This window comes from Streptomyces sp. S.PB5 (assembly GCF_030403745.1).
Lineage (GTDB): Bacteria > Actinomycetota > Actinomycetes > Streptomycetales > Streptomycetaceae > Streptomyces.
On sequence record NZ_JAQMWP010000008.1, the window covers coordinates 266,852 to 287,636 of the forward strand.

19 protein-coding genes are annotated in these 20,785 nt (G+C 69.9%); 6 read left to right on the forward strand and 13 right to left on the reverse strand.

The window, feature by feature from the left end; genetic code table 11:
• Positions 1-5 precede the first annotated feature (5 nt).
• On the reverse strand, positions 6-662 hold the full coding sequence (tsaB, locus tag PH203_RS22385; protein WP_289922141.1) for a tRNA (adenosine(37)-N6)-threonylcarbamoyltransferase complex dimerization subunit type 1 TsaB: 657 nt from the start codon (positions 660-662) through the stop codon (positions 6-8).
• Positions 663-770: 108 nt separating this feature from the next.
• Here tsaB and PH203_RS22390 point away from each other — a divergent pair, with 108 nt between their 5' ends.
• On the forward strand, positions 771-1,325 hold the full coding sequence (locus PH203_RS22390) for a hypothetical protein (RefSeq protein WP_289922142.1): 555 nt from the start codon (positions 771-773) through the stop codon (positions 1,323-1,325).
• Between the two features lie 4 nt (positions 1,326-1,329).
• Here the strand turns inward: PH203_RS22390 and PH203_RS22395 are convergent, their stop codons facing one another.
• The 8 genes from PH203_RS22395 to glmS all read right to left on the reverse strand — a co-directional run bounded on the left by PH203_RS22395 (position 1,330) and on the right by glmS (position 9,714).
• Complete coding sequence (locus PH203_RS22395) at positions 1,330-1,506, reverse strand: hypothetical protein (RefSeq protein WP_289922143.1); 177 nt, start codon at positions 1,504-1,506, stop codon at positions 1,330-1,332.
• A 204-nt stretch (positions 1,507-1,710) separates the two neighbouring features.
• A complete protein-coding gene (gene tsaE / locus PH203_RS22400) occupies positions 1,711-2,223 on the reverse strand; it encodes a tRNA (adenosine(37)-N6)-threonylcarbamoyltransferase complex ATPase subunit type 1 TsaE (RefSeq protein ID WP_289922144.1) in 513 nt (170 codons plus the stop codon).
• Complete coding sequence (locus PH203_RS22405) at positions 2,192-3,427, reverse strand: alpha/beta hydrolase (protein ID WP_289922145.1); 1,236 nt, start codon at positions 3,425-3,427, stop codon at positions 2,192-2,194. Before PH203_RS22405 ends, tsaE begins: the two co-directional genes overlap by 32 nt.
• 163 nt (positions 3,428-3,590) lie before the next feature.
• Positions 3,591-4,763: an alanine racemase gene (gene alr, locus PH203_RS22410; RefSeq protein ID WP_289922146.1), complete on the reverse strand. Its 1,173-nt coding sequence runs from the start codon at positions 4,761-4,763 to the stop codon at positions 3,591-3,593.
• Between the two features lie 48 nt (positions 4,764-4,811).
• Entirely contained in the window at positions 4,812-5,696 is an 885-nt protein-coding gene (locus PH203_RS22415; RefSeq protein ID WP_289922147.1) for a L,D-transpeptidase, read from the reverse strand.
• Positions 5,697-5,893: 197 nt separating this feature from the next.
• Positions 5,894-7,390, reverse strand: coding sequence for an NAD(P)H-hydrate dehydratase (locus tag PH203_RS22420; RefSeq protein WP_289922149.1), 1,497 nt, complete (start codon positions 7,388-7,390; stop codon positions 5,894-5,896).
• 71 nt (positions 7,391-7,461) lie between these two features.
• A complete protein-coding gene (locus tag PH203_RS22425) occupies positions 7,462-7,833 on the reverse strand; it encodes a holo-ACP synthase (RefSeq protein ID WP_289922151.1) in 372 nt (123 codons plus the stop codon).
• Between the two features lie 33 nt (positions 7,834-7,866).
• Positions 7,867-9,714: a glutamine--fructose-6-phosphate transaminase (isomerizing) gene (glmS, locus tag PH203_RS22430; RefSeq protein ID WP_289922153.1), complete on the reverse strand. Its 1,848-nt coding sequence runs from the start codon at positions 9,712-9,714 to the stop codon at positions 7,867-7,869.
• A gap of 189 nt (positions 9,715-9,903) precedes the next feature.
• On the opposite strand from glmS, the gene coaA reads away from it, so the two are divergent.
• Together coaA and PH203_RS22440 are read left to right on the forward strand one after the other, a co-directional pair.
• On the forward strand, positions 9,904-10,893 hold the full coding sequence (gene coaA / locus PH203_RS22435) for a type I pantothenate kinase (protein ID WP_354671254.1): 990 nt from the start codon (positions 9,904-9,906) through the stop codon (positions 10,891-10,893).
• 31 nt (positions 10,894-10,924) lie between these two features.
• Positions 10,925-11,857 (forward strand): DUF389 domain-containing protein, encoded by a 933-nt coding sequence (locus tag PH203_RS22440; RefSeq protein ID WP_289922154.1) that lies wholly within the window; start codon positions 10,925-10,927, stop codon positions 11,855-11,857.
• A gap of 108 nt (positions 11,858-11,965) precedes the next feature.
• Here PH203_RS22440 and glmM read toward each other — a convergent pair whose 3' ends face one another.
• The 3 genes from glmM to rplM all read right to left on the reverse strand — a co-directional run bounded on the left by glmM (position 11,966) and on the right by rplM (position 14,536).
• Positions 11,966-13,324: a phosphoglucosamine mutase gene (gene glmM, locus PH203_RS22445; protein WP_289922156.1), complete on the reverse strand. Its 1,359-nt coding sequence runs from the start codon at positions 13,322-13,324 to the stop codon at positions 11,966-11,968.
• Between the two features lie 199 nt (positions 13,325-13,523).
• A complete protein-coding gene (gene rpsI, locus PH203_RS22450) occupies positions 13,524-14,051 on the reverse strand; it encodes a 30S ribosomal protein S9 (RefSeq protein WP_289922157.1) in 528 nt (175 codons plus the stop codon).
• Positions 14,052-14,092: 41 nt separating this feature from the next.
• Positions 14,093-14,536 carry a 50S ribosomal protein L13 gene (rplM, locus tag PH203_RS22455; RefSeq protein WP_289922158.1) on the reverse strand — a complete coding sequence of 148 codons (444 nt, stop codon included), beginning with the start codon at positions 14,534-14,536 and terminating at the stop codon, positions 14,093-14,095.
• A 262-nt stretch (positions 14,537-14,798) separates the two neighbouring features.
• Between rplM and PH203_RS22460 the strand changes: the two genes are divergently transcribed.
• Positions 14,799-15,680, forward strand: a complete 882-nt coding sequence (locus PH203_RS22460) for a hypothetical protein (protein WP_289922159.1) — start codon at positions 14,799-14,801, stop codon at positions 15,678-15,680.
• 31 nt (positions 15,681-15,711) lie between these two features.
• Here PH203_RS22460 and PH203_RS22465 read toward each other — a convergent pair whose 3' ends face one another.
• The gene (locus PH203_RS22465; RefSeq protein WP_289922160.1) at positions 15,712-17,130 is read right to left on the reverse strand and encodes a cellulose binding domain-containing protein; all 1,419 of its coding nucleotides are present in this window, start codon (positions 17,128-17,130) and stop codon (positions 15,712-15,714) included.
• Between the two features lie 296 nt (positions 17,131-17,426).
• On the opposite strand from PH203_RS22465, the gene PH203_RS22470 reads away from it, so the two are divergent.
• Together PH203_RS22470 and PH203_RS22475 are read left to right on the forward strand one after the other, a co-directional pair.
• Positions 17,427-18,698 (forward strand): nucleotide sugar dehydrogenase, encoded by a 1,272-nt coding sequence (locus PH203_RS22470; RefSeq protein ID WP_289922162.1) that lies wholly within the window; start codon positions 17,427-17,429, stop codon positions 18,696-18,698.
• Entirely contained in the window at positions 18,695-20,710 is a 2,016-nt protein-coding gene (locus PH203_RS22475) for a glycosyltransferase (protein WP_289922165.1), read from the forward strand. Before PH203_RS22470 ends, PH203_RS22475 begins: the two co-directional genes overlap by 4 nt.
• The last annotated feature ends 75 nt before the right edge of the window (positions 20,711-20,785 follow it).

A 20,785-nucleotide genomic window follows, 5' to 3' on the forward strand; every position in this document is an offset into this window, starting at 1 on the left:
CGCGGTCACTTGGGGGTGACCACCTTGTAGTTCTTCGGCACCTGCGCATCGGGCCGGCGCAGATACAGCGGCCGCGGGGCGTCGAGTTCCTGCCCGGCGGCCAGCCGCTCGGCGGCGAGCGCGGCGAGCGCGGCGGCCGACACATGCTCGGGCTCACGCGCGTCCGGAAAAGTGTCGGGGTAGAGCAGCGCACCGGCCCCGACGGCGGGCAGGCCCTTCACGGCCTCGGCGATGTCGGCGGGCCGGTCGACGGCGGGCTCGGTGACCCGCGTCCGCGCGTCGGCGTAGCGGGCCCAGTAGACCTCCTTGCGCCGGGCGTCGGTGGCCACGACGAAGGGGCCGTCCTCGATGTCGGCGGCATGGGCGAGCCCGTCGAGCGTGCACACACCGTGCACGGGGACGCCGAGGGCGAGCCCGAAGGTGTCGGCGGTCATGAGCCCGACGCGCAGTCCGGTGTAGGGGCCGGGCCCGGTCCCTACGACGATGCCGGTGACGGCGTCGAGCTTCAGCCCGGCCTCGGCGAGCACACGGTCGACGGCCGGCAGCAGCAGCTCCCCGTGCCGGCGCGCGTCCACCTGACTCGACGAGGCGATGACATCCGTCCCGTCGTGCAGCGCGACGGTCACGGCGGGGGTGGCGGTATCCAGAGCGAGCAAGAGCACGCAAACAGCCTACGGCTCCCGCGCCGCACGTATCGCCGCCCCGGTCGGACGCTCACCGACTGCTAACGTCACCGAGGATCACGCCGTACGACAACAAGGTGGACGACCGTGCCAAGCACCAACGCCGGGATCGTGACCGGACTCACCGCGGCGGCCCTGATCACGGTCGGTGTCCTCGCCTACCAGGCCTCGGCGACGGTGCCCGCCTCCCTCGGCACCCGGCACACGACCGGCGACACCGCGGCGGCCGCCTCGAAGGCGCCGCGCGACACGAAGCACCCCACCGCCCTGCCCGCCGCCTCCGGCAAGGGTGAACGGGTCGTCTACTCGGTGGACGACGACCGGGTCTGGCTGGTCGGCGCCGACGACAGGGTCCGGCGCACGTTCGCGGTCACCCCCGGCTCGGTCGACCCGGCCCCGGGCTCCTACTACGTCACGTCCCGCTCGAACTCGGTCACCGGCACCGACGGCACGCCCATCGAGCACGTCGTCCGCTTCACCAGCGTCGACGGCGTGACGATCGGCTTCAGCGCGGCGGTGGGCGGCACGGCGCCGGAGACCGACCCGACCGTGCGGACGGGCGGCATCAGGGAGTCCCGCGAGGACGGCAACGCGATGTGGGACTTCGCCACGATCGGTCAGAAAGTGACCGTGATCCGGTGATCCGCTAGGCGGCTCGGCGCTGCTCGGTCCCGTGCGGCTGGAGTGTCTCCCGGTCCGGCACCCGTGGCGGTGTGGAGATCGCGTTCGCGGCGGCACACGCCGCCAGCAGGTCACGCATGGGCACCGCGGACACCGCGGATGCCGTACGCGGCGCCGTCTCGTCTCGTTCCGTGGCCGACATGGACGCCTCCTGAGCACCGGGGGCAGGCGTAGTTAGGTAGACCTAACTACGAACTGGATACCATGTGACCACGCACACGACCGCAAATGCAATAACTTGCCGACGTCTTGTCGGAATATTCATCCACCGATCCTCAAGCGCATCGCGGACCGGGACTACGGATCGCGGACAGGGACCGCGGACAGGGGACCAGAGGCCAGAGGGTCAGGCGGCCAGCACCCCGAGGTCGACGGCCGCCCAGCGGCCCCCGAGCCCGGTCAGCGTCACATGCCGCACCTCGTCCGTGGTGTCCCCGACGGCCCGGTGGATCTGGACCTGGAGCCGGTCGTCCGTCAACTCCTCGACCTTGCCCTCACCCCACTCCACGACGATCACCGAATCGGGCAGCGAGACATCGAGATCGAGATCCTCCATCTCGTCGAGCCCGCCGCCGAGGCGGTACGCGTCGACGTGGACGAGCGGCGGCCCGTCCCCCAGGGACGGATGCACCCGGGCGATGACGAAGGTCGGCGAGGTGACGGCGCCCCGGACCCCGAGCCCTTCCCCGAGCCCCCGGGTCAGCGTCGTCTTGCCCGCGCCGAGCTCCCCGCTGAGCATCACCAGATCCCCGGCGCGCAGCAGTTTGGCCAGTTTCAGGCCCAGTTCGCGCATCTGCTCGGGGGAGGTGACGGTCAGCTCGGTCGGCTCAGCCGGGCTGTGCGGTGCTGCTGGTTCCATAGCCACCCACGGTAGCCCCTGCCGGCACGGCCCCCGCGCGGGTGAGGAGGTCGGCGAGACGGTCGGTGACCACTTCCGGGTGTTCCAGCATCACCAGATGCCCGGCGTCCGGCACGAGCACCAGCTCGGCGTCGGGCAGCAGCCCGGCGATGGCCTCGCTGTGCTCGCTGGGCGTGACGAGGTCGCCGATCCCGGCCAGCACGAGCACCGGGAAACCCTTGAAGTGGGCGAGCGCCTCGGTCTTGTCGTGATCGGTGAACGCCGGATAGAACTCCGCGACCACGTCGATCGGCGTCCCCTCGATCATCCGCTCGGCGAACCGCGCGACGGCCGGATCGACATCCCGCGACGCGAACGAGTACCGCTTGATGATCCCGGCGAACAGATCGGCGGTCGCCTGCCGCCCCTTCTCCACCAGCGCGGCCTGCTGCCCCAGCGCCTTCAGCACCCCGGGCAGGATCCGCCGCACGGCATTCACCCCGGCGACCGGCAGCCCGAAGTTGACCTCGCCGAGCCTCCCGGACGACGTACCGACGAACGCGGTGGCGACGACCCGGTCCCGGATCAGCTCGGGATACTGGTCGGCCAGGGCCATCACGGTCATCCCGCCCATCGAGTGCCCGACGAGCACGAGCGGCCCGTCCGGCGCGGCGGCGTCGACGACGGCCTTCAGATCCCGCCCCAGCTGCTCGATGTCGACCGGCACCCCGTCCCGCACCTGCCGCGCCCCGCGCCCGGACCGACCGTGGCTGCGCTGATCCCAGTACACGGTCCGTACGACGCCCCGCAGCGCGGCCCGCTGGAAGTGCCAGGAGTCCTGGCTGAGGCAGTAGCCGTGGCTGAACACGACGGTGACGGGCAACGGCGCCTTGCGACCGAACAGCCGGCGCCGGCGCGGCGCGGACCCGCCCTCCGGCTCGACGTCGTCGACCTCGTAGTACAACTCGGTGCCGTCATCGGCGTACGCCTTGCCGGGCGTCCCGCGCAGCGCGCCGTACGGCCCGGCGGAGTCCAGCGCGAGCCGCGCCTTCTTGCGCATGCCGCGTCCGACGGTCATCCGCTCGATGGCGACACCGGCGGCCGCCCCGGCCGCCACCACGCCTATCGCGGCGCCCGCGATCCCGGTCGCCCTGCGCCAGTTCCCGGTCGCCCCCGTGGCGGCGGAGGCGACGGCCATGACAGCCTCCGCGCTGCTCTCGCTCACGTACCGCTCCTCTTCACCGGACTGCCGGAACTGGTGGACTGCTGTTGGCTTGCTACAAGTGCTGTGCCGGCAATGGTGTGTTGCCGATGATGTACTGCCGAGATTGTGCTTTCCGAAGCTGTGCTTCCGAAGGCGTGCTGCTGATGACGTGCTGCTGAAGCGGTTACCCCGCTTGTCCCTCATTCACATAGACGCGGGGGACCCGACTTCCGATCCGGGTGACGATCTCGTACGCGATCGTCCCGGCCGCCTGTGCCCAGTCCTCGGCGGTGGGCTCACCCCGGTCGCCGGCCCCGAAGAGGATCGCCTCCGACCCGGGCTCGGGCTCGTCCCCGCCGAGGTCGACGACGAACTGGTCCATCGCGATGCGCCCCGCGACGGTCCGCCACTTCCCGCCGACCAGGACCGGCCCGGCACCGGAGGCATGCCGCGGGATCCCGTCCGCATATCCGACCGGCACCAGCCCGAGGGTGGTCTCGCCGGGCGTGACGTAGTGATGCCCGTAACTGACGCCGTGACCCCCCGGAACCCGCTTCACCAGCGCGAGGGACGCGGTGAGCGTCATCACCGGGCGTAGTCCGAGCTCGGCCGAGCTGCCGATCTCGGGGCTCGGCGAGATGCCGTAGACGGCGACCCCGGTCCGTACGAGATCGAAGTGCGCCTCGGGCAGCGTGAGCGTGGCCGGCGAGTTGGCGATGTGCCGCACCTCGGGCCGGACACCGGCCTGTTCGGCGTGCGCGACCATCTCCCGGAACCGGTCGAGCTGGGCGGCGATGGAGGGGTGGCCGGGTTCGTCGGCGCAGGCGAAGTGCGACCAGAGCCCGGTGACGCGGACCAGTCCGTCCCGCTCGGCGCTCAGCGCGGCCCGGACGAGCCGGTCCCAGTCCTCCCCCGGCTGACATCCGTTCCGCCCGAGCCCGGTGTCGGCCTTGAGCTGGACACGGGCGGCCCGTGAGGCCCCCTTGGCGGCCTCGACGACCTCCTCCAGGGCCCACATCCCGCTCACGGCGACATCGAGACCGGCCTCGACGGCCTCCCGCCACGGCCCGCCGGGAGTCCAGAGCCAGCACATGATGCGTACGTCGTCGAACCCCTGCCGCCGCAGCTCCAGAGCCTCCTCGGGCGTCGCCGTGCCCAGCCAGGTCGCCCCCGCCTCGACGGCCGCCCGGGCACACCGCACCGCCCCGTGGCCGTACGCGTCGGACTTCACGACGGCCATCAGGGCCGCCCCCGGCGCGAGGGCGCGCAGGGTCCGCACGTTGGCCCGCAGGGCGGCCAGATCGATCTCGGCGCGAGCACGCAGCGGCGCGCTCGGCACGGCAGGGTTCTCACTCATGGCGCCCCCAGTCTCTCAGAGGGGTCGGACAGTCCCTCCGGACAGGCCCTAGCCCCCGGCTCTGCGCCCCCACACATAGACCCGATCACCCTTCTTCAGCACACCCCACAGCTTCCGCGCGTCCCCGAGCCGCAGATTGACGCACCCCATGGACCCGACGGTGGTGAAAATGCTGCCGTAGACGGCGTGAAAGGCCTGCCCGCCGCTGAAGAACTGCGCATAGGGCATGGGCTGGTGATACAGCGTGGACACATGGTTCTTGTGTTTCCAGTAGACCTTGAACCACCCTGTACGCGTCCGGTCCCCGACCCGCCCGCTCCGCATCGGCACCGGCCCGAAGACCACCTTCTTCCCCTTCTGCACCCAGGTGATCTGCCGAGTGAGATCGACACAGGCGACCCGATAGCTCCGCACAGGACACTTCTTGGCTGCGTTGGGATTCTCCCTGGCGGACAGATACTGCATCCGAGCCCAGGTGACAGGCCCCGCGAACCCGATCGCCGGCTTGATCTTCTGCTCGACCTGGAAGGCCCGGATGACCTTGCAGTCGCCCTTCGACTGCTTCCCGTCCACCTTCAACTTCAGCCACCGCTCCACCTGCCGCTGAAACGGCCCCCGCGACTTCGTACACGCCACCCGGGCCACCGCATCGCCCAACGGCACATATTCGACGAGGTCGTACGTCCCCGGCGCGGCGTCGGCAGGCTCGACGGCATCCTCCTCGGCGGTGGGCGCATAGACCTGCGGCGCGAGCACCTGATCCGGGGTGTCGACCTGCCAGGGCTGATACTCCCCGGGCACGAGCTCGGCCTCGGGGCCGGAGGCGGGGGGCGCGGGTTCGGCGACGGCGGTCCCCGCGGTGGCCACGGGGAGGACGGTGACGGCGACGAGGAGCACTGCGGCACTCTGACGGGCGATACGTCTGCTGATCATGCGATCAGAGAAACGCGACGACGGATGAGCCCGGGGATGCCGCGCGGCGGGGTCACCCTTATTGACCAGGGGTCACCGTCAGCCTGTCCGGCGTTTGAGGACGAGGCCCCTCAAGGGCCGACGGGGGTCTGGGGGCGGAGCCCCCAGGGACGGGAACGGGAAGGGGCGGCGGGGGCGAAAAAGCCCGCCGCGCACCCCTACCCACCCCGAACATCCCGCCAGGCCCCCCGAACCCCCTCCGCCACATCCTGCGCCCCCACCGGCGCCCCCTCCGCCGCGAACCGCCCCGCCAGCCCATGCAGATACGCCGCCACACTCCCCGCGTCCACCGCGGACAGCCCCGCCGCCAGCAACGACCCCGCCAGCCCCGACAACACGTCCCCACTCCCCGCCGTGGCCAGCCATGACGTCCCGGTCGGATTCACCCGCACCGCCCCACCCCCCGAGTCGGCAACCAAGGTCGTCGACCCCTTCAGCAGCACCGTCGCCCCGTACCGCCCCGCCAACTCCCGTACGGACTCCAGCCGCGCCCCCTCGACCGACTCCCGCGCCACCCCCAGCAACGCCGCCGCCTCCCCGGCATGCGGAGTCATCAGCGTCGGCGCGAGCCGCCCCCGCACCGCATCGGCGTCCGCCAGCCGCAGCCCGTCCGCGTCGACCAGCACCGGCACGTCCGCGGACAGCACCTCCGCCACGGTCGCCGCGTCGTCCCCGATCCCCGGCCCGACGACCCACGCCTGTACCCGCCCGGCCCGCTTCGGCCCCTGATCCGACACCAGCGTCTCGGGAAACCGGGCGATGACGGCCTCCGCGGCGGGCCCGACGTACCGCACAGCCCCGGCTCCGCCCCGCAACGCCCCGGCCACGGCCAGCACGGCGGCCCCCGGATACCGGGCGGACCCGGCGGCGATCCCGACGACCCCCCGCCGGTACTTGTCGCTCTCCACCCCCGGCACCGGTAGCAGCGCGGCCACGTCCGCATGCTGCAGCGCCTCCAGCTCGGCGTCGCCGGGCGGCGGTTCCAACCCGATGTCGACGAGCCGCACGGACCCGGCGTACTCCCGGGCCGGATCGATCAGCAGCCCCGGCTTGTGCGTCCCGAAGGTGACGGTCAGGTCGGCCCGGATCGCGGCCCCCCGCACCTCCCCCGTGTCGGCATCGACCCCACTGGGCAGATCCACGGCCACGACACCGGCCCGGGACGCCTCGACGACCGACGCCAACGCGGCCGCCTCCGGCCGCAGCCCGCCCTTACCCCCGATCCCGACGATGCCGTCGAGCACGAGATCGGCCCGCAGAATCGCCTCCTCCACACGACCACCACCACCGGAACCACCACCGGAACCGGAACCAGAACCGGCGTCACCGGAACCGCCACCGACCCCGACCACCACACCCCCGGCCCGCCGCAAGGCCGCAAGCCCCCCGCCATGAGCCCGCTCCGGCGCGAGCAGCACCGCCGTGACCCCCGCCCCCCGCCGGGCCAGCCGCGCCCCCGCGTACAACGCGTCCCCGCCGTTGTCACCGCTCCCCACCAGCAGCACCACCCGGCTGCCGTACACCCGCCCCAGGAAGTCAGCGCAGGCGGCGGCCAGCCCGGCCACCGCCCGCTGCATCAACGCACCTTCCGGCAACCGCGCCATGAGCTCCCGCTCGGCCGCCCTGACCGTCTCCACGCTGTACGCAGTACGCATGCGTCCGAGTCTCCTCCACGCGTGACGAACTTCGCGATCCGCGAAGCCCGTGCGGCACGAACCCGAGGAGCTCACCCCTCAGCGATCACCACCGCCGAGGCCACCCCCGCGTCATGGCTCAGCGACACATGCCACGCCCGCACCCCGAGCTCAGCGGCCCGCGCCGCCACAGTGCCGGTGACCCGGACCCGGGGCTGCCCGCTGTCCTCCACGTACACCTCGGCATCGGTCCACTGCAGCCCGCCCGGCGCCCCCAGCGCCTTTGCCAAGGCCTCCTTGGCGGCGAACCGGGCGGCGAGCGAGGCGATCCCCCGCCACTCCCCGCTGGGCAACAACAACTCGCTGTCGAGAAACAGCCGCGCCGCCATCCCAGGCGTCCGCTCCAACGACGCCGCAAACCGCTCGATCTCCGCCACGTCGATCCCGACACCGATGATGCTCATGCGGAGCACCCTACGAGGAGGCGACCGCCCGGCTCACTCCACCGTCACCGACTTGGCCAGGTTCCGCGGCTGATCCACCTCGTTCCCCCGAGCCGTCGCCAGCTCACACGCGAACACCTGCAACGGCACCGTCGCCACCAGGGGCTGCAGCAACGTAGGCGTGGCCGGAATCCGGATCAGATGGTCGGCGTACGGCACCACCGCCTCGTCCCCTTCCTCCGCGATCACGATCGTCCGTGCACCCCGAGCCCGGATCTCCTGGATGTTGGACACGATCTTGTCGTGCAGAACGGACCGCCCCCGGGGCGACGGCACGACCACCACCACCGGCAGATCCTCCTCGATCAGGGCGATCGGCCCGTGCTTCAGCTCCCCCGCCGCAAACCCCTCGGCATGCATGTAGGCGAGCTCCTTGAGCTTCAACGCCCCTTCCAGCGCCACCGGATACCCCACGTGCCGCCCGAGGAACAGCACGGTGTCCTTCGAGGCCAGCGACCGCGCCAGCGCCCGCACCGGCTCCATGGTCTCCAGCACCTGCTCGACCTCCGCGGAGATCTGCGAAAGGTCCCGGATGACGGCGGAGATCTCGTCCCCCCACTTGGTCCCCCGCACCTGCCCCAGATACAGGGCCACCAGATAGCAGGCCACCAGCTGCGTCAGAAACGCCTTGGTCGACGCCACCGCCACCTCGGGCCCGGCATGCGTGTACAGCACCGCGTCCGACTCACGGGGGATCGTCGAACCGTTCGTGTTGCAGATGGCCAGCACCTTCGACCCCTGCTCGCGCGCGTGCCGCAACGCCATCAGCGTGTCCATGGTCTCCCCGGACTGCGAGATGGCGATCACCAGCGAGCGCGCCCCGAGGATCGGATCCCGGTACCGGAACTCGCTCGCCAGTTCCACCTCGCAGGGAATCCGCGTCCAGTGCTCGATGGCGTACTTGGCGATGAGCCCCGCATGGAACGCCGTACCGCACGCGACGATCACCACCTTGTCCACTTCCCGCAGCTCGGACGCGCTGATCCGCACCTCGTCCAGCGTCAGCGAACCGTCCGCGTCGATCCGCCCCAGCAGGGTGTCGGCGACCGCCTTCGGCTGCTCGGCGATCTCCTTGAGCATGAAGTAGTCGTAGCCGCCCTTCTCCGCGGCCGAGGCGTCCCAGTCCACGTGGTACGACCGGACCTCCGCCGGACGTCCGTCGAACCCGGTGACGGTCACCCCGTCCCGGCGCAGCTCGACGACCTGGTCCTGGCCGAGTTCGACCGCCGATCGCGTATGGGCGATGAAGGCGGCGACATCGGACGCCAGAAAGGCCTCCCCCTCGCCCACACCCACCACGAGCGGCGAGTTCCGCCGCGCCCCCACCACCACGTCCGGCTCATCCGCGTGCACCGCGACCAGCGTGAACGCCCCCTCCAGCCGCCGGCACACCAGCCGCATCGCCTCGGCGAGATCAGCGCACGCCGAGAACTCCTCGGCCAGCAGATGCGCGACCACCTCGGTGTCGGTCTCGGAGGCCAGCGCATGCCCCCGCTCCGCCAGCTCGGCCCGCAGAGACGCGAAGTTCTCGATGATCCCGTTGTGGACGACCGCGACCCGTCCCGCGTTGTCGAGGTGGGGATGCGCGTTCGCGTCGGTCGGTCCGCCATGTGTGGCCCAGCGGGTGTGCCCGAGCCCCGTCCCGCCGGTCGGCAGCGGCCGGTCGACGAGCTCCTTCTCCAGATTGACGAGCTTCCCGGCCTTCTTCGCGGCCGCCAGCCCCCCGTCCGCCAGCACGGCGACCCCCGCCGAGTCGTATCCCCGGTACTCCAGCCGCTTCAGTCCGGCCATCACGACATCGAGCGCCGACTGCGACCCCACATAACCCACGATTCCGCACATGCGCCGCACCCTAAGGGCAAACAACCACCCGGACAGCACCCAAACCCGCCTCCCCCTGCCCGATTTCGGAAATTCCCACGGCCGTACGAGCGCCTTTCCGCGCAGCTCACCGCGCCGCACACCGGAGCCGTAGTGGAGGCGTGACGGACCCCACCCGCCATCCCGTTCAAACTCCGTTAACAATGGACTGTGATCTCTCCGGTCTCCTCGATGCCCCGGAGCGCCCACCGGCCAAGGCCGGAGGCGACTCCCTACGTCGACCTCACCCGTTCCGAGTGGAGCGCGCTGCGCGACAAGACGCCGCTCCCGCTCACCGCCGAGGAGGTCGAGAAGCTGCGCGGCCTGGGCGATGTCATCGACCTCGACGAGGTGCGGGACATCTACCTCCCGCTCTCCCGCCTCCTCAACCTCTACGTCGGCGCCACGGACGGCCTCAGAGGCGCGCTGAACACCTTCCTCGGCGAACAGGGCGCCCAGTCCGGCACCCCCTTCGTCATAGGGGTCGCGGGCTCGGTCGCCGGTGGCAAGTCCACCGTCGCCCGGCTCCTGCAGGCCCTGCTCTCGCGCTGGCCCGAGCACCCGCGCGTCGAGCGCGTGACGACGGACGGCTTCCTGCTCCCCACCAAGGAGCTCCAGGCCCGCGGTCTGATGTCGAGAAAGGGTTTCCCGGAGTCGTACGACCGCCGGGCCCTGACCCGTTTCGTCGCCGACATCAAGGCCGGCAAGGACGAGGTGACGGCCCCCGTCTACTCCCACCTCATCTACGACATCGTCCCGGACGAGAAGCTCGTGGTCCGCCGCCCGGACATCCTGATCGTCGAGGGCCTGAACGTCCTGCAGCCCGCCCTCCCCGGCAAGGACGGCCGCACCCGCGTCGGCCTCGCCGACTACTTCGACTTCAGCGTGTACATCGACGCCAGCCCCGAGGACGTCGAGCGCTGGTACCTCAACCGCTTCAAGAAGCTGCGCCAGACGGCCTTCCAGAACCCCGACTCGTACTTCCGCAAGTGGACCCAGGTGTCGGAGGAGGAGGCCCTCGACTACGCCCGCACCCAGTGGCGCACCATCAACCGGCCCAACCTCATCGAGAACATCGCCCCGACTCGCGGCCGAGCCACCCTGGTCGTCCGCAAGGGCCCCGACCACAAGGTCCAGCGGCTGCGCCTGCGCAAGCTGTGAACTCCCCGGCGGGGCCTGTTAGATAGGCGTCATGCTGCATCTGCGCCTGATCACCCCGGCCGACAGGACCGACGACGTGGTCCGCCTGATCGAGAAGATGGTCGGCACCACCCACCTGGTCGTGATGCCGGGCGCCGCCCGCAACCCTTCGGGGGACGTCGTGATGTGCGATGTGGCCCGCGAGGCCGGCGACGAACTCATCGGCGCGCTACGGGCGTTGGAGCTGGACGAGACCGGTTCCATCGCCGTGGAGAACATCGACCTGTCGCTGTCCAAGCGCGCCGACAAGGCCGAGGAGGAGGCGCCGGGCGAGGGCGCGGACGCGGTGCTGTGGGAGCACCTGGCGGACGCGACCCACGAGGAGTCGACCCTCTCCGTCACCTACCTCGCCTTCCTCACGCTGGCCACGATGATCGCCGCCTGCGGTGTCGTCCTCGACAACGCGATCCTCATCGTGGGCGCGATGGCGGTGGGCCCGGAGTTCGGGCCGCTGGCCGCGTTCAGCACCTCGATCGTGCAGCGCCACCCCGGACTGGCCCTGCGCTCCCTGAACGCCCTGCTGGTGGGCTTCGCGGTGGCGATGGCGGTGACGGTCGGCTTCAGCCACTTCATGGACTGGGTGAACCTCTTCAGCGACGAGCAACTGGACGCCCTCCGCCCCAACACCAACTTCATCTACCGCCCCGACTGGTTCTCCTTCGTCGTGGCCGTACTCGCCGGCTGCGCGGGCACCCTCTCGCTGACCTCGGCCAAGTCGGGTGCCCTGGTGAGCGTGGCCATCTCGGTGACGACGGTCCCGGCGGCGGCGAACGCCGCGGTGGCCTTCAGCTACGACGAGTACAAGCAGGCCTGGGGCTCCACCGAACAACTCCTGCTGAACCTGCTGGGCATCGTCCTGGCGGGCACCCTCACCCTGCTCGTCCAGAAGTGGCTCTGGAGGCGCCCCAGCAGCAGCGCCCCGTAAGGGGCGCGGGGCTGTGCTGAATTTGCGGCTACCGCCGCGCGGGCGCGACCAGCCACAGACAACCCGCGGCCCGCAACGCACAGAACCCCCCACCCCAGACCCGGCGACTTAACCCAGCGCCGACTTCACCGCATCAGCCAACCGCCCCGCCACAGACCGAGCCTGATCAATATCCGCCGCCTCGACCATCACCCGCACCAGCGGCTCGGTCCCGGACGGCCGCAACAACACCCGCCCGGTCTCACCGAGCTCCCGCTCCGCATCGGCCACCGCGGCCGCAAGATCCGCGGAGGTCCCCACCCGGGAACGATCCACGTCCGGCACATTGATCAGCACCTGAGGAAGCCGCTCCATCACCGCGGCCAGCTCCCGCAGCGACCGCCCGGTCTCCGCGACCCGAGCCGCCAGCATGAGCCCGGTCAGCGTCCCGTCACCGGTGGTCGCGTGATCCAGGATGATGACGTGCCCGGACTGCTCACCGCCCAGCGCGTACCCGTGCTCCTTCATCGACTCCAGCACATACCGGTCACCGACAGCGGTCTGCACCAGCTGAAGCCCCTCCCGCTCGAGCGCCAGCTTGAACCCGAGGTTGGACATGACGGTGGCGACCACGGTGTCGGCGCGCAGCGCGGAGCGCTCCCGCATGGCCAGCGCCAGTACGGCCATGATCTGGTCCCCGTCGACCTCCTCACCGGTGTGGTCCACGGCGAGGCACCGGTCGGCGTCCCCGTCGTGCGCGATGCCGAAGGCGGCCCCGTGCTCGACGACCGCGGCCTTCAGCAGACCGAGGTGGGTCGACCCGCACCCCTCGTTGATGTTGAGCCCGTCCGGCGACGCACCGATCGTGATGACCTCGGCCCCGGCCCGGGTGAACGCCTCCGGCGAGACCCGCGCCGCGGCGCCGTGCGCCTCGTCGAGGACGATCTTCAGCCCGTCGAGCCGGTTCGGCAGGACGGCGATCAGATGGGCGACGTACTGGTCGAAGCCCTCCAGATACTCCCGCACCCGCCCGACACCCGCACCGGTGGGCCGGTCCCACGGCTCCCCGTGCCGGTGGGCCTCGTAGACCGCCTCGATCCTGTCCTCGAGCTCGTCGTCGAGCTTGTGCCCGCCGCGGGCGAGGAACTTGATGCCGTTGTCGGGCATGGCGTTGTGGCTGGCCGAGAGCATGACGCCCAGGTCGGCGCCGAGCGCCCCGGTGAGGTACGCGACGGCCGGCGTCGGCAGCACCCCGACCCGCAGGACGTCGACGCCCGCACTGGCGAGCCCCGCGACCACGGCGGCTTCCAGGAACTCCCCGGACGCGCGCGGATCCCGTCCGACCACCGCTGTCGGCCGGTGGCCCTCGAACGAACCCGCCTCGGCGAGCACATGGGCCGCCGCCACCGACAGACCCAGCGCCATCTCGGCGGTCAGGTCCGCGTTGGCGACGCCACGCACGCCGTCCGTGCCGAAGAGTCGTCCCACTTGTCCTCCTGATAGAGCGTCGCTTTCGAAAGATCCCGAAGATCCCGAGGTGATCGTTCGATCGCACAAGCCTCAGAGCGTCTTGTGCCGTTATACGCCTATGCCTGTGATAAACGAACGCCCCGGCGGCACAGTGGCGTGCCGCCGGGGCGTTCGGACGTACTGCTGATGCGCAAGTACGAAGTACAGGCAGCGAAGATTAACGCTTGCTGTACTGCGGAGCCTTACGGGCCTTCTTCAGACCGGCCTTCTTGCGCTCGACCGCACGGTCGTCGCGGCGGAGGAAGCCGGCCTTCTTGAGCGGGCCGCGGTTGTTGTCGACGTCGGCCTCGTTCAGCGCACGGGCGACACCGAGACGGAGCGCACCGGCCTGACCGGAGACACCGCCACCCGCGATGCGGGCGATGACGTCGTAGCGGCCCTCGAGCTCGAGCACCTTGAAGGGCTCGTTGACTTCCTGCTGGTGCACCTTGTTCGGGAAGTAGTCCTCGAGGGTGCGACCGTTGATCTTCCACTTGCCGGTGCCCGGGACGATCCGGACGCGGGCGATGGCGTTCTTGCGACGGCCCAGGCCGGCGGCCGGCTGCGGGTCGCCGAAGCGGGACGCGAGCGACTCGGAGGTGTACTCGCCCTCGACGGGGACGTCCGACTCGGTGGTGTAGCTGTCGATGTCGACAAGCTCGGTCTCGGTCTCTTCGACCGGCTGCTCAGCGGTGGTCTCGGCCACGATGCTCCTCAGATTCTTTTCTGTTTAGGGGGTGGCCGGAACTACTGCGCGACCTGGGTGATCTCGAACGGCACCGGCTGCTGGGCAGCGTGCGGGTGCTGGTCGCCCGAGTAGACCTTCAGCTTCGAGAGCATCTGACGGCCCAGGGTGTTCTTGGGGATCATGCCCTTGACGGCCTTCTCGACGGCCTTCTCCGGGTTGTCACGGAGCAGGTCGTCGTAGCGGACGGAACGCAGACCACCCGGGTAGCCGGAGTGGCGGTACGCCATCTTCTGGGTCCGCTTGTTGCCGGACAGGTGCACCTTGTCGGCGTTGATGATGATGACGAAGTCGCCCATGTCCATGTGCGGGGCATAGGTCGGCTTGTGCTTGCCACGGAGGAGGTTCGCGGCGGTGGTGGCCAGACGGCCCAGGACGACGTCCTGAGCGTCAATGACGTGCCACTGGCGAGTCACATCGCCGGGCTTGGGGCTGTACGTACCCACTTCTCAGCCTTCTTCTTCTTCAGGATGGGTGCTGACACAAGGCATCACTGAAGCGATCGTGCAGCTGGGGACGACAGAAGCCGGGACCCTGCCCGTATGCCGCCCACTGGTAACTGCTCCAGGGAACCTACGTAAGGGCCACTCGTACGAGAACGAACCAGCCAATACGCATAACAAACCGCAAGAGTACTAGCGCGGCCCCGGACGGGTCAAAACGAGGACGCGCGACAGCCCCTCCCGTCCCCCGTCTAAGATGCGCCCCATGAGCTACGGGCAGCAGGGGGGACCCCCGTCCCAGTGGGATCCCTGGAAACCGAATTCCCAGCAGCCGTGGAACGGCGGCGCAGACGGCCAGACCCCGGACTGGGCCGCACTCGCCGAGGCGTCGGAGACCCGCAACAAACGCCGCAAGCTGCTCTTCATAGGCGGCGGCGCGCTCGCCACCGTGGCGATAGGCACGGCCGTCGCCGTGGCCGTCGTGTCGGCGAACGGCGACAGTGAGGCGTCCACCACATCCTCGCTCCCCGCGACCGCGGACATTCCCAGCCAGTCCGCCACGGCCCCCTCCTTCGCCCCGACCAGCGCCCCGCCCCCGCTGGACCCGAAGGACTTCGTCTCCAGCAAGACCAAGGACACGGACCCGCTCGGCGCCACCATCCTCTTCCCCGGCACGCAGCTGACCATGGGCGAGACGCTGTACAAGAAGGGCGCGACGGCCGAGACCAAGAAGTGCGCCTCGGCGGCCAAGGGCACCCTCCCGAAGGTCCTGACGGCCAACGACTGCACCCTCCTGATGCGGGTCTCCTACATCAAGGACGGCGTCGCGGTCACGGTCGGCGTCGCGGTCTTCGACACCGAGGCCCAGGCCACCAAGGCCAAGACCCAGGCCGACAACAGCAGCGTCGTGGCCTCCCTGTCCGGAAAGGGCATCAAGCCCTTCTGCGACGGCGCCATCTGCCGCACCACGACCAATTCCTACGGCCGCTACGCCTATTTCACGACCGCCGGCTTCATCAACGGCAAGGACGTGACGGAGAAGAGCACCGCGGTCACCTCCATCGGCAACGATCTGGCCGAATTCACCTTCCGCCAGATCCGCCGCCGAGGCGAGGCCCAGGCATCTGCGGCAGCCCAGGAGGGCTGACCGCCCGGAGTGCGGGACCGCCCGCTTCCCCTCAGGAAGCGGGCATGGTGTCGAAGTAGCTCACACCACTGCGCTGGAAGCCCTGGGCGGCCTTCTCCGCCTCCTTGGCCGAGAGCCGCTTGCCGCCCTGGTAGTAGAGCCAGTCGACCTTCATGTCCCAGGCCCGTTCGCCGGTGAACGGCAGGTCCACGAACCAGGTGTTGAAGTTGATCGCCATGTCGGCACGCGGCGCGTAGTCCGCGCCGCTGCGGTAGAGGGTCTTGCCGTCGAAGCTGTACGCGACCGAGTCCTTCGTCACCGTGATCAGCACGGTGTGCCAGCCGGCCATGCTCTTCTCGGTCTTGCGGGTGACGCGGTCACCGTCCTCGGCGTGCCGCCAGGTGGTGGTGTCGAGCTTCGGTCCCGGTGCACCCCAGCCGCCGTTCGGCATGTACTCGTTGTCGAGCTCGCTGTACTTGTTCCCCGATCCCCCGATGGTGAAGAACGTCTGGTTGATGTGGTCGCCATTCTCACCTGAGGTCGGCTTGTCGGTGAAGTGGATGCGTGCCGCATAGGTGCCGGTGCGGAACTTGGCCTCCTTCGTGCCGAGGGCGGACTGAAGGGTGCCCTTCTTCGTGCCGTCGGTGGCGGCGCGCAGATTGAGCACCTGCCCGCCCTGCGCCTCGTCGTCGGCGGGGAACGAGACGCCCTTCGCCGACCAGGTGCCGTCGATACCGGGTCCGCCCTTGCTGGTCCGCACCAGCCAGCCGTGCTTGAACAGCGCGGTGTCCTTCGGCCCCCGGTAGGCGAAGTCGTCGAAGAACCCCCCTTCGGGGAGCTCGGCGGCGGTCCGGGACGCGGTCGCGGCGTCGGCACTCCGGCCGCCGGGTTCCTCGCCCCACACCAGGGCGCCGCCGCGGTAGGCGGGGATGCGGTCGGAGTCCTGGTAGGTGCGCTTGGAGTCGTCGAAGGACCAGTCGCCGTCCTGCCGCACCGGCTTGTGGTCGGTCCTGAAGAGCTGGATCTCCAGTCCCTCGCTGTTCGCGCCGGGCTCGAGCACCCCCGCCTTCCCGGTGAAGCCGAGCTCCAGGAAGTGGTCGGCGCCCTCGTGGGGCTCGTCCATGGCCGTCACGGTGCCCGTGAGGTTCGAGCAGCCCACGGCGGCTTCCACACAGTTGAAGTTGTAGGACGCGTCCCCGTCGGCCGTGAAGTAGTAGCGCAGCGTGACCTCGCTCAGCGGCACGGGCTTCTCGGACGTGTTGAAGACCTCGAGCCAGGGCCGGACGGCGTCGGCGGCGGACTCGGTGGCCGTCCGGTAACGGACGGTGAGCTCGGGCGGCTCCGGGTTGAAGTGGTTCCACACCGGCTTGGCGGCCACTCCGGCGCCGGCGAGCAGAGCCAGCGCGAGCAGCACCTTGAACGCTCGGGCTATGCCGCCGCGGCGGCGTGGTTGACGGCGCGAGGTCGCCACGGGGACTCCTTCAGGGGCGCGGGGCATGCGCCCGGCGGTCAGGTCGGCAGAGAGAGTACTCGCCGTCGCGTCCCGCGCCAGGGGCTGCAGGGAACCGCAACACGCGTCGTAAGGGCCGACTCACGATGCGTGTGAAGGGTTGTACGCGCTTCACGTGACAATCGCGACTGTGATGGACCCATGGAGACAGAGTGACGCCGCTGTTAGCCTGCTCGCTCCGGTATTCGATTTCTTATGTGCGCCTTCCCATCGGAGCTACTGGGGGCGAGGGGGGCGCGGGGGCGGGATGCATTGCCGTGAACCGAAACTCCACAGTGGACCTCGTGATCGTAGGGCTCGGCTATGTCGGGCTGCCGCTTGCCCGCGCGGCAAGCGCTTCCGGTCTCAGGGTCGTGGGCCTCGACCGCAGTGAGCCGGTGGTCCAGGGGCTGAACGCGGGACGTTCGCACGTCGACGACATCAGCGACGCCGATGTGCGCGCGATGGTCGAGCAGGGCTTCCGGGCGGTGGACTCCCCCCAGGTCATCGCCGAGGCGGCAGCGGTCGTCATCTGTGTGCCGACCCCCCTGACCGACCACGGCGCGCCCAACCTGGACGCCGTCAACGCCGCGGTCGCGGACATCGCGGCCCACCTCACCCCGGGCACCCTGGTCGTCCTGGAGTCCACGACGTACCCCGGCACCACGGACGAGGTCGTCCGCCCGCGTCTGGAGGCCGGCGGTCTGAAGGCGGGCGTCGACTTCCACCTCGCCTTCTCCCCCGAGCGCATAGACCCGGGCAACCCGACCTACGGACTGGAGAACACGCCCAAGGTCGTCGGCGGCACCACCCCCGACTGCACCAAGGCGGCCCGCGCCCTGTACGAGCGCTTCGTGGGCGGTGTGGTGGAGGCCAAGGGCACCCGTGAGGCCGAGATGGCCAAACTGCTGGAGAACACCTACCGGCACGTGAACATCGCCCTCGTCAACGAGATGGCGATGTTCTGCCGCGAGATCGACGTCGACCTGTGGGACGCCATCCGCTGCGCCGCCAGCAAGCCGTTCGGCTTCGCGCCCTTCTACCCCGGTCCCGGCGTCGGCGGTCACTGCATCCCGATCGACCCCAACTACCTGTCGTACAAGGTTCGTTCGCTCGGCATACCGTTCCGCTTCGTGGAGCTGGCCCAGGAGATCAACCAGCGGATGCCCGCGCATGTCGTGTCGCGCGCCGCCGATCTCCTCAACGAGCGGGGCAGACCGATCCGCGGCTCGCGCGTCCTGCTGCTCGGCGTGACCTACAAGCCGAACATCTCCGACCAGCGCGAGAGCCCCGCCCTGGACGTGGCCGAGCTGCTGCTCGAGCGGGGCGCCGACCTGTCCTACTACGACCCCCGCGTCGAGAACTGGACCGTCGAGGGGGCCTCGGTACCCCGAGTCGAGGACTATCTCGCGGGCGCGCAGCAGGCGGACCTGACGATCCTCCTCCAGCAGCACAGCGAGCTCGACCTGGACCGGCTGGCCGACCACGCCCAGCTGCTGTTCGACACCCGGGGCAAGTCGGCCGACCACCCCCAGGTGGTCAAGCTGTGAGTGAGGACAGCTACATACCGGGCGCCGTCGACTCCGACGGCCGCCGTCGACATCGGCGCCGAAGGCATCTGAAGGTCTCGTACTTCGTCTTCCTCGCCATCGCCGCCGTGATCGTCACCAAGCTGGACCCGAGCTCGCTCCATCTGTACTCGTTCGGCGCGCTGGGACTGCTCGCCCTGAAGATGTTCGGTGCGCTGTTCTACCGGCCCGCCAAGGCGGACCGCGAGGAGCTGCTGCTCCTCGACAACTCCTGGGTCACCGCGGTCATCCCGATCTACAACGAGGACCCGGTGATGTTCGAGCAGGGCATGCGCAGCCTCCTGGCGCAGAGCCGGCTCCCCAACGAGATCCACATCATCGACGACTGCAGCGCCGACCAGGCCGGCATCAAGGCCGCCAAGAAGCTCCGCAAGGAGTTCGAGGCGCGGGGCGTGAAGTACACGGTCAGCATCCAGCCGGAGAACAAGGGCAAGCGCGAGGCCCTCGCCCTCGGTTTCGAGGCCGCCCCCTACACCGACCTGTTCCTGTGCGTCGACTCCGACACGATCCTCTCCAGGGACACGGTCCGCGAGCTGCTGCTGCCCATGGCCGACCCGAAGATCATGGCGTCCACGGGCATGGTGCTGGCGCTCAACCACGACAGCAACATCTTCACCCGCCTCCAGGACCTGCGGTACGGCAACTCGTTCCTCTTCGAACGCGCCGCGTACTCCCGGCTGAAGTCGGTGCTGTGCTGCTGCGGCGCGCTCTCGGTGTACCGCGGCACCCTGGTGCGCAAGTACCTGCCGGACTTCCTCAACCAGCAGTTCCTCGGCAAACCCGCCGTCTTCGGCGACGACCGCCGGATGACGAACTACTGCCTGATGGAGGGCCAGGTCGTCTTCCAGGAGACCGCCGTCGGCTACACCGCCGTCCCGGAGAAGCTCCCGCACTTCCTGCGCCAGCAGGTGCGCTGGAACAAGTCCTTCTTCCGTGAGTCCCTGTGGGCCTTCACGCACCAGAAGAAGTACCGGCCCGCCTTCTGGCTGACCTGCATGGAACTCGCCCTGTGGCTGATCTTCGGCTCCGCGATGTTCTACTCGATGGTCATCCTGCCTGCCATGCACCCCGAGCGGTTCGTCAACCACATCGGCGACTACCTGGTCTTCATGGTCCTCATGGGGTACCTGCGCAACGTCCGCTACCTCGACTTCCCACGCCGCGGCATGGGCATCGTCAAGCGGTTCGGCATGTTCCTGCTGGCTCCGCTGTACGGCGTCATCCAGCTGCTCCTGCTGACCCCGCTGCGGTTCTACGCCCTGCTCACCCTGCACAAGGGCAGCTGGGGCACCCGCCAGGGCGGTGTCGAGGTGTCGGTCGCCGGTGACCATGAGCAGGACGTCTCCGCGGTCTACGAGGAAGAGGACGAGTACTCGTCCCAGCAGGTCTCCTCGACCATCGAGATGATGCGCCTGGAGGGCATCGCCCTGGCCCGCACGGCCCCCCACGCCTCCCCGCGCAACCCCAACGGCATGGCCCAGGACTACACCGGCCACACCCAGGGCGAGCTGCGGAACATGGGCCGGAACGCGCCCCAGCAGGCGGTGGCGTGGAACGGGGTGACCCAGCAGCACCAGCAGCCGCAGCAGCCCCAACCCCAGATGCACCACCAGATGCAGCCGGTGCCGCCCCAGGGTCCAGGACCGTACGGCCAGGTCCAGGGCAGCTACCAGCAGCAGCCCATGTACCAGCACCAGCAGCCCGCGCAGACGTACGGCCAGTGGCACGGGCACGACCAAAGCCAGGGACAGGGGCACGGGCAGGGACAAGGACAGGGACAAGGGCACGGTCAGCAGCCGTACATCCCACACATCCCGCAGCAGCCGCAGGCTCCCCACCCCCACCAGCACCAGCACTGGGCTCAGCAGAACGAGACGCACCACTCTGGGCAGCCGCAGGAAGACCCCCAGTGGCAGGGCCAGGGGCAGGGACAAGGCCAGGGCCAGGACGGCTGGTTCGGCGAGCAGCGCTGACCGTCACGCGAAGCGGGCGGGGAGCCGCGTCCCCGTGACCCGGTACCCCACCCGCTTCGCCGCCGCCGTCCGCCG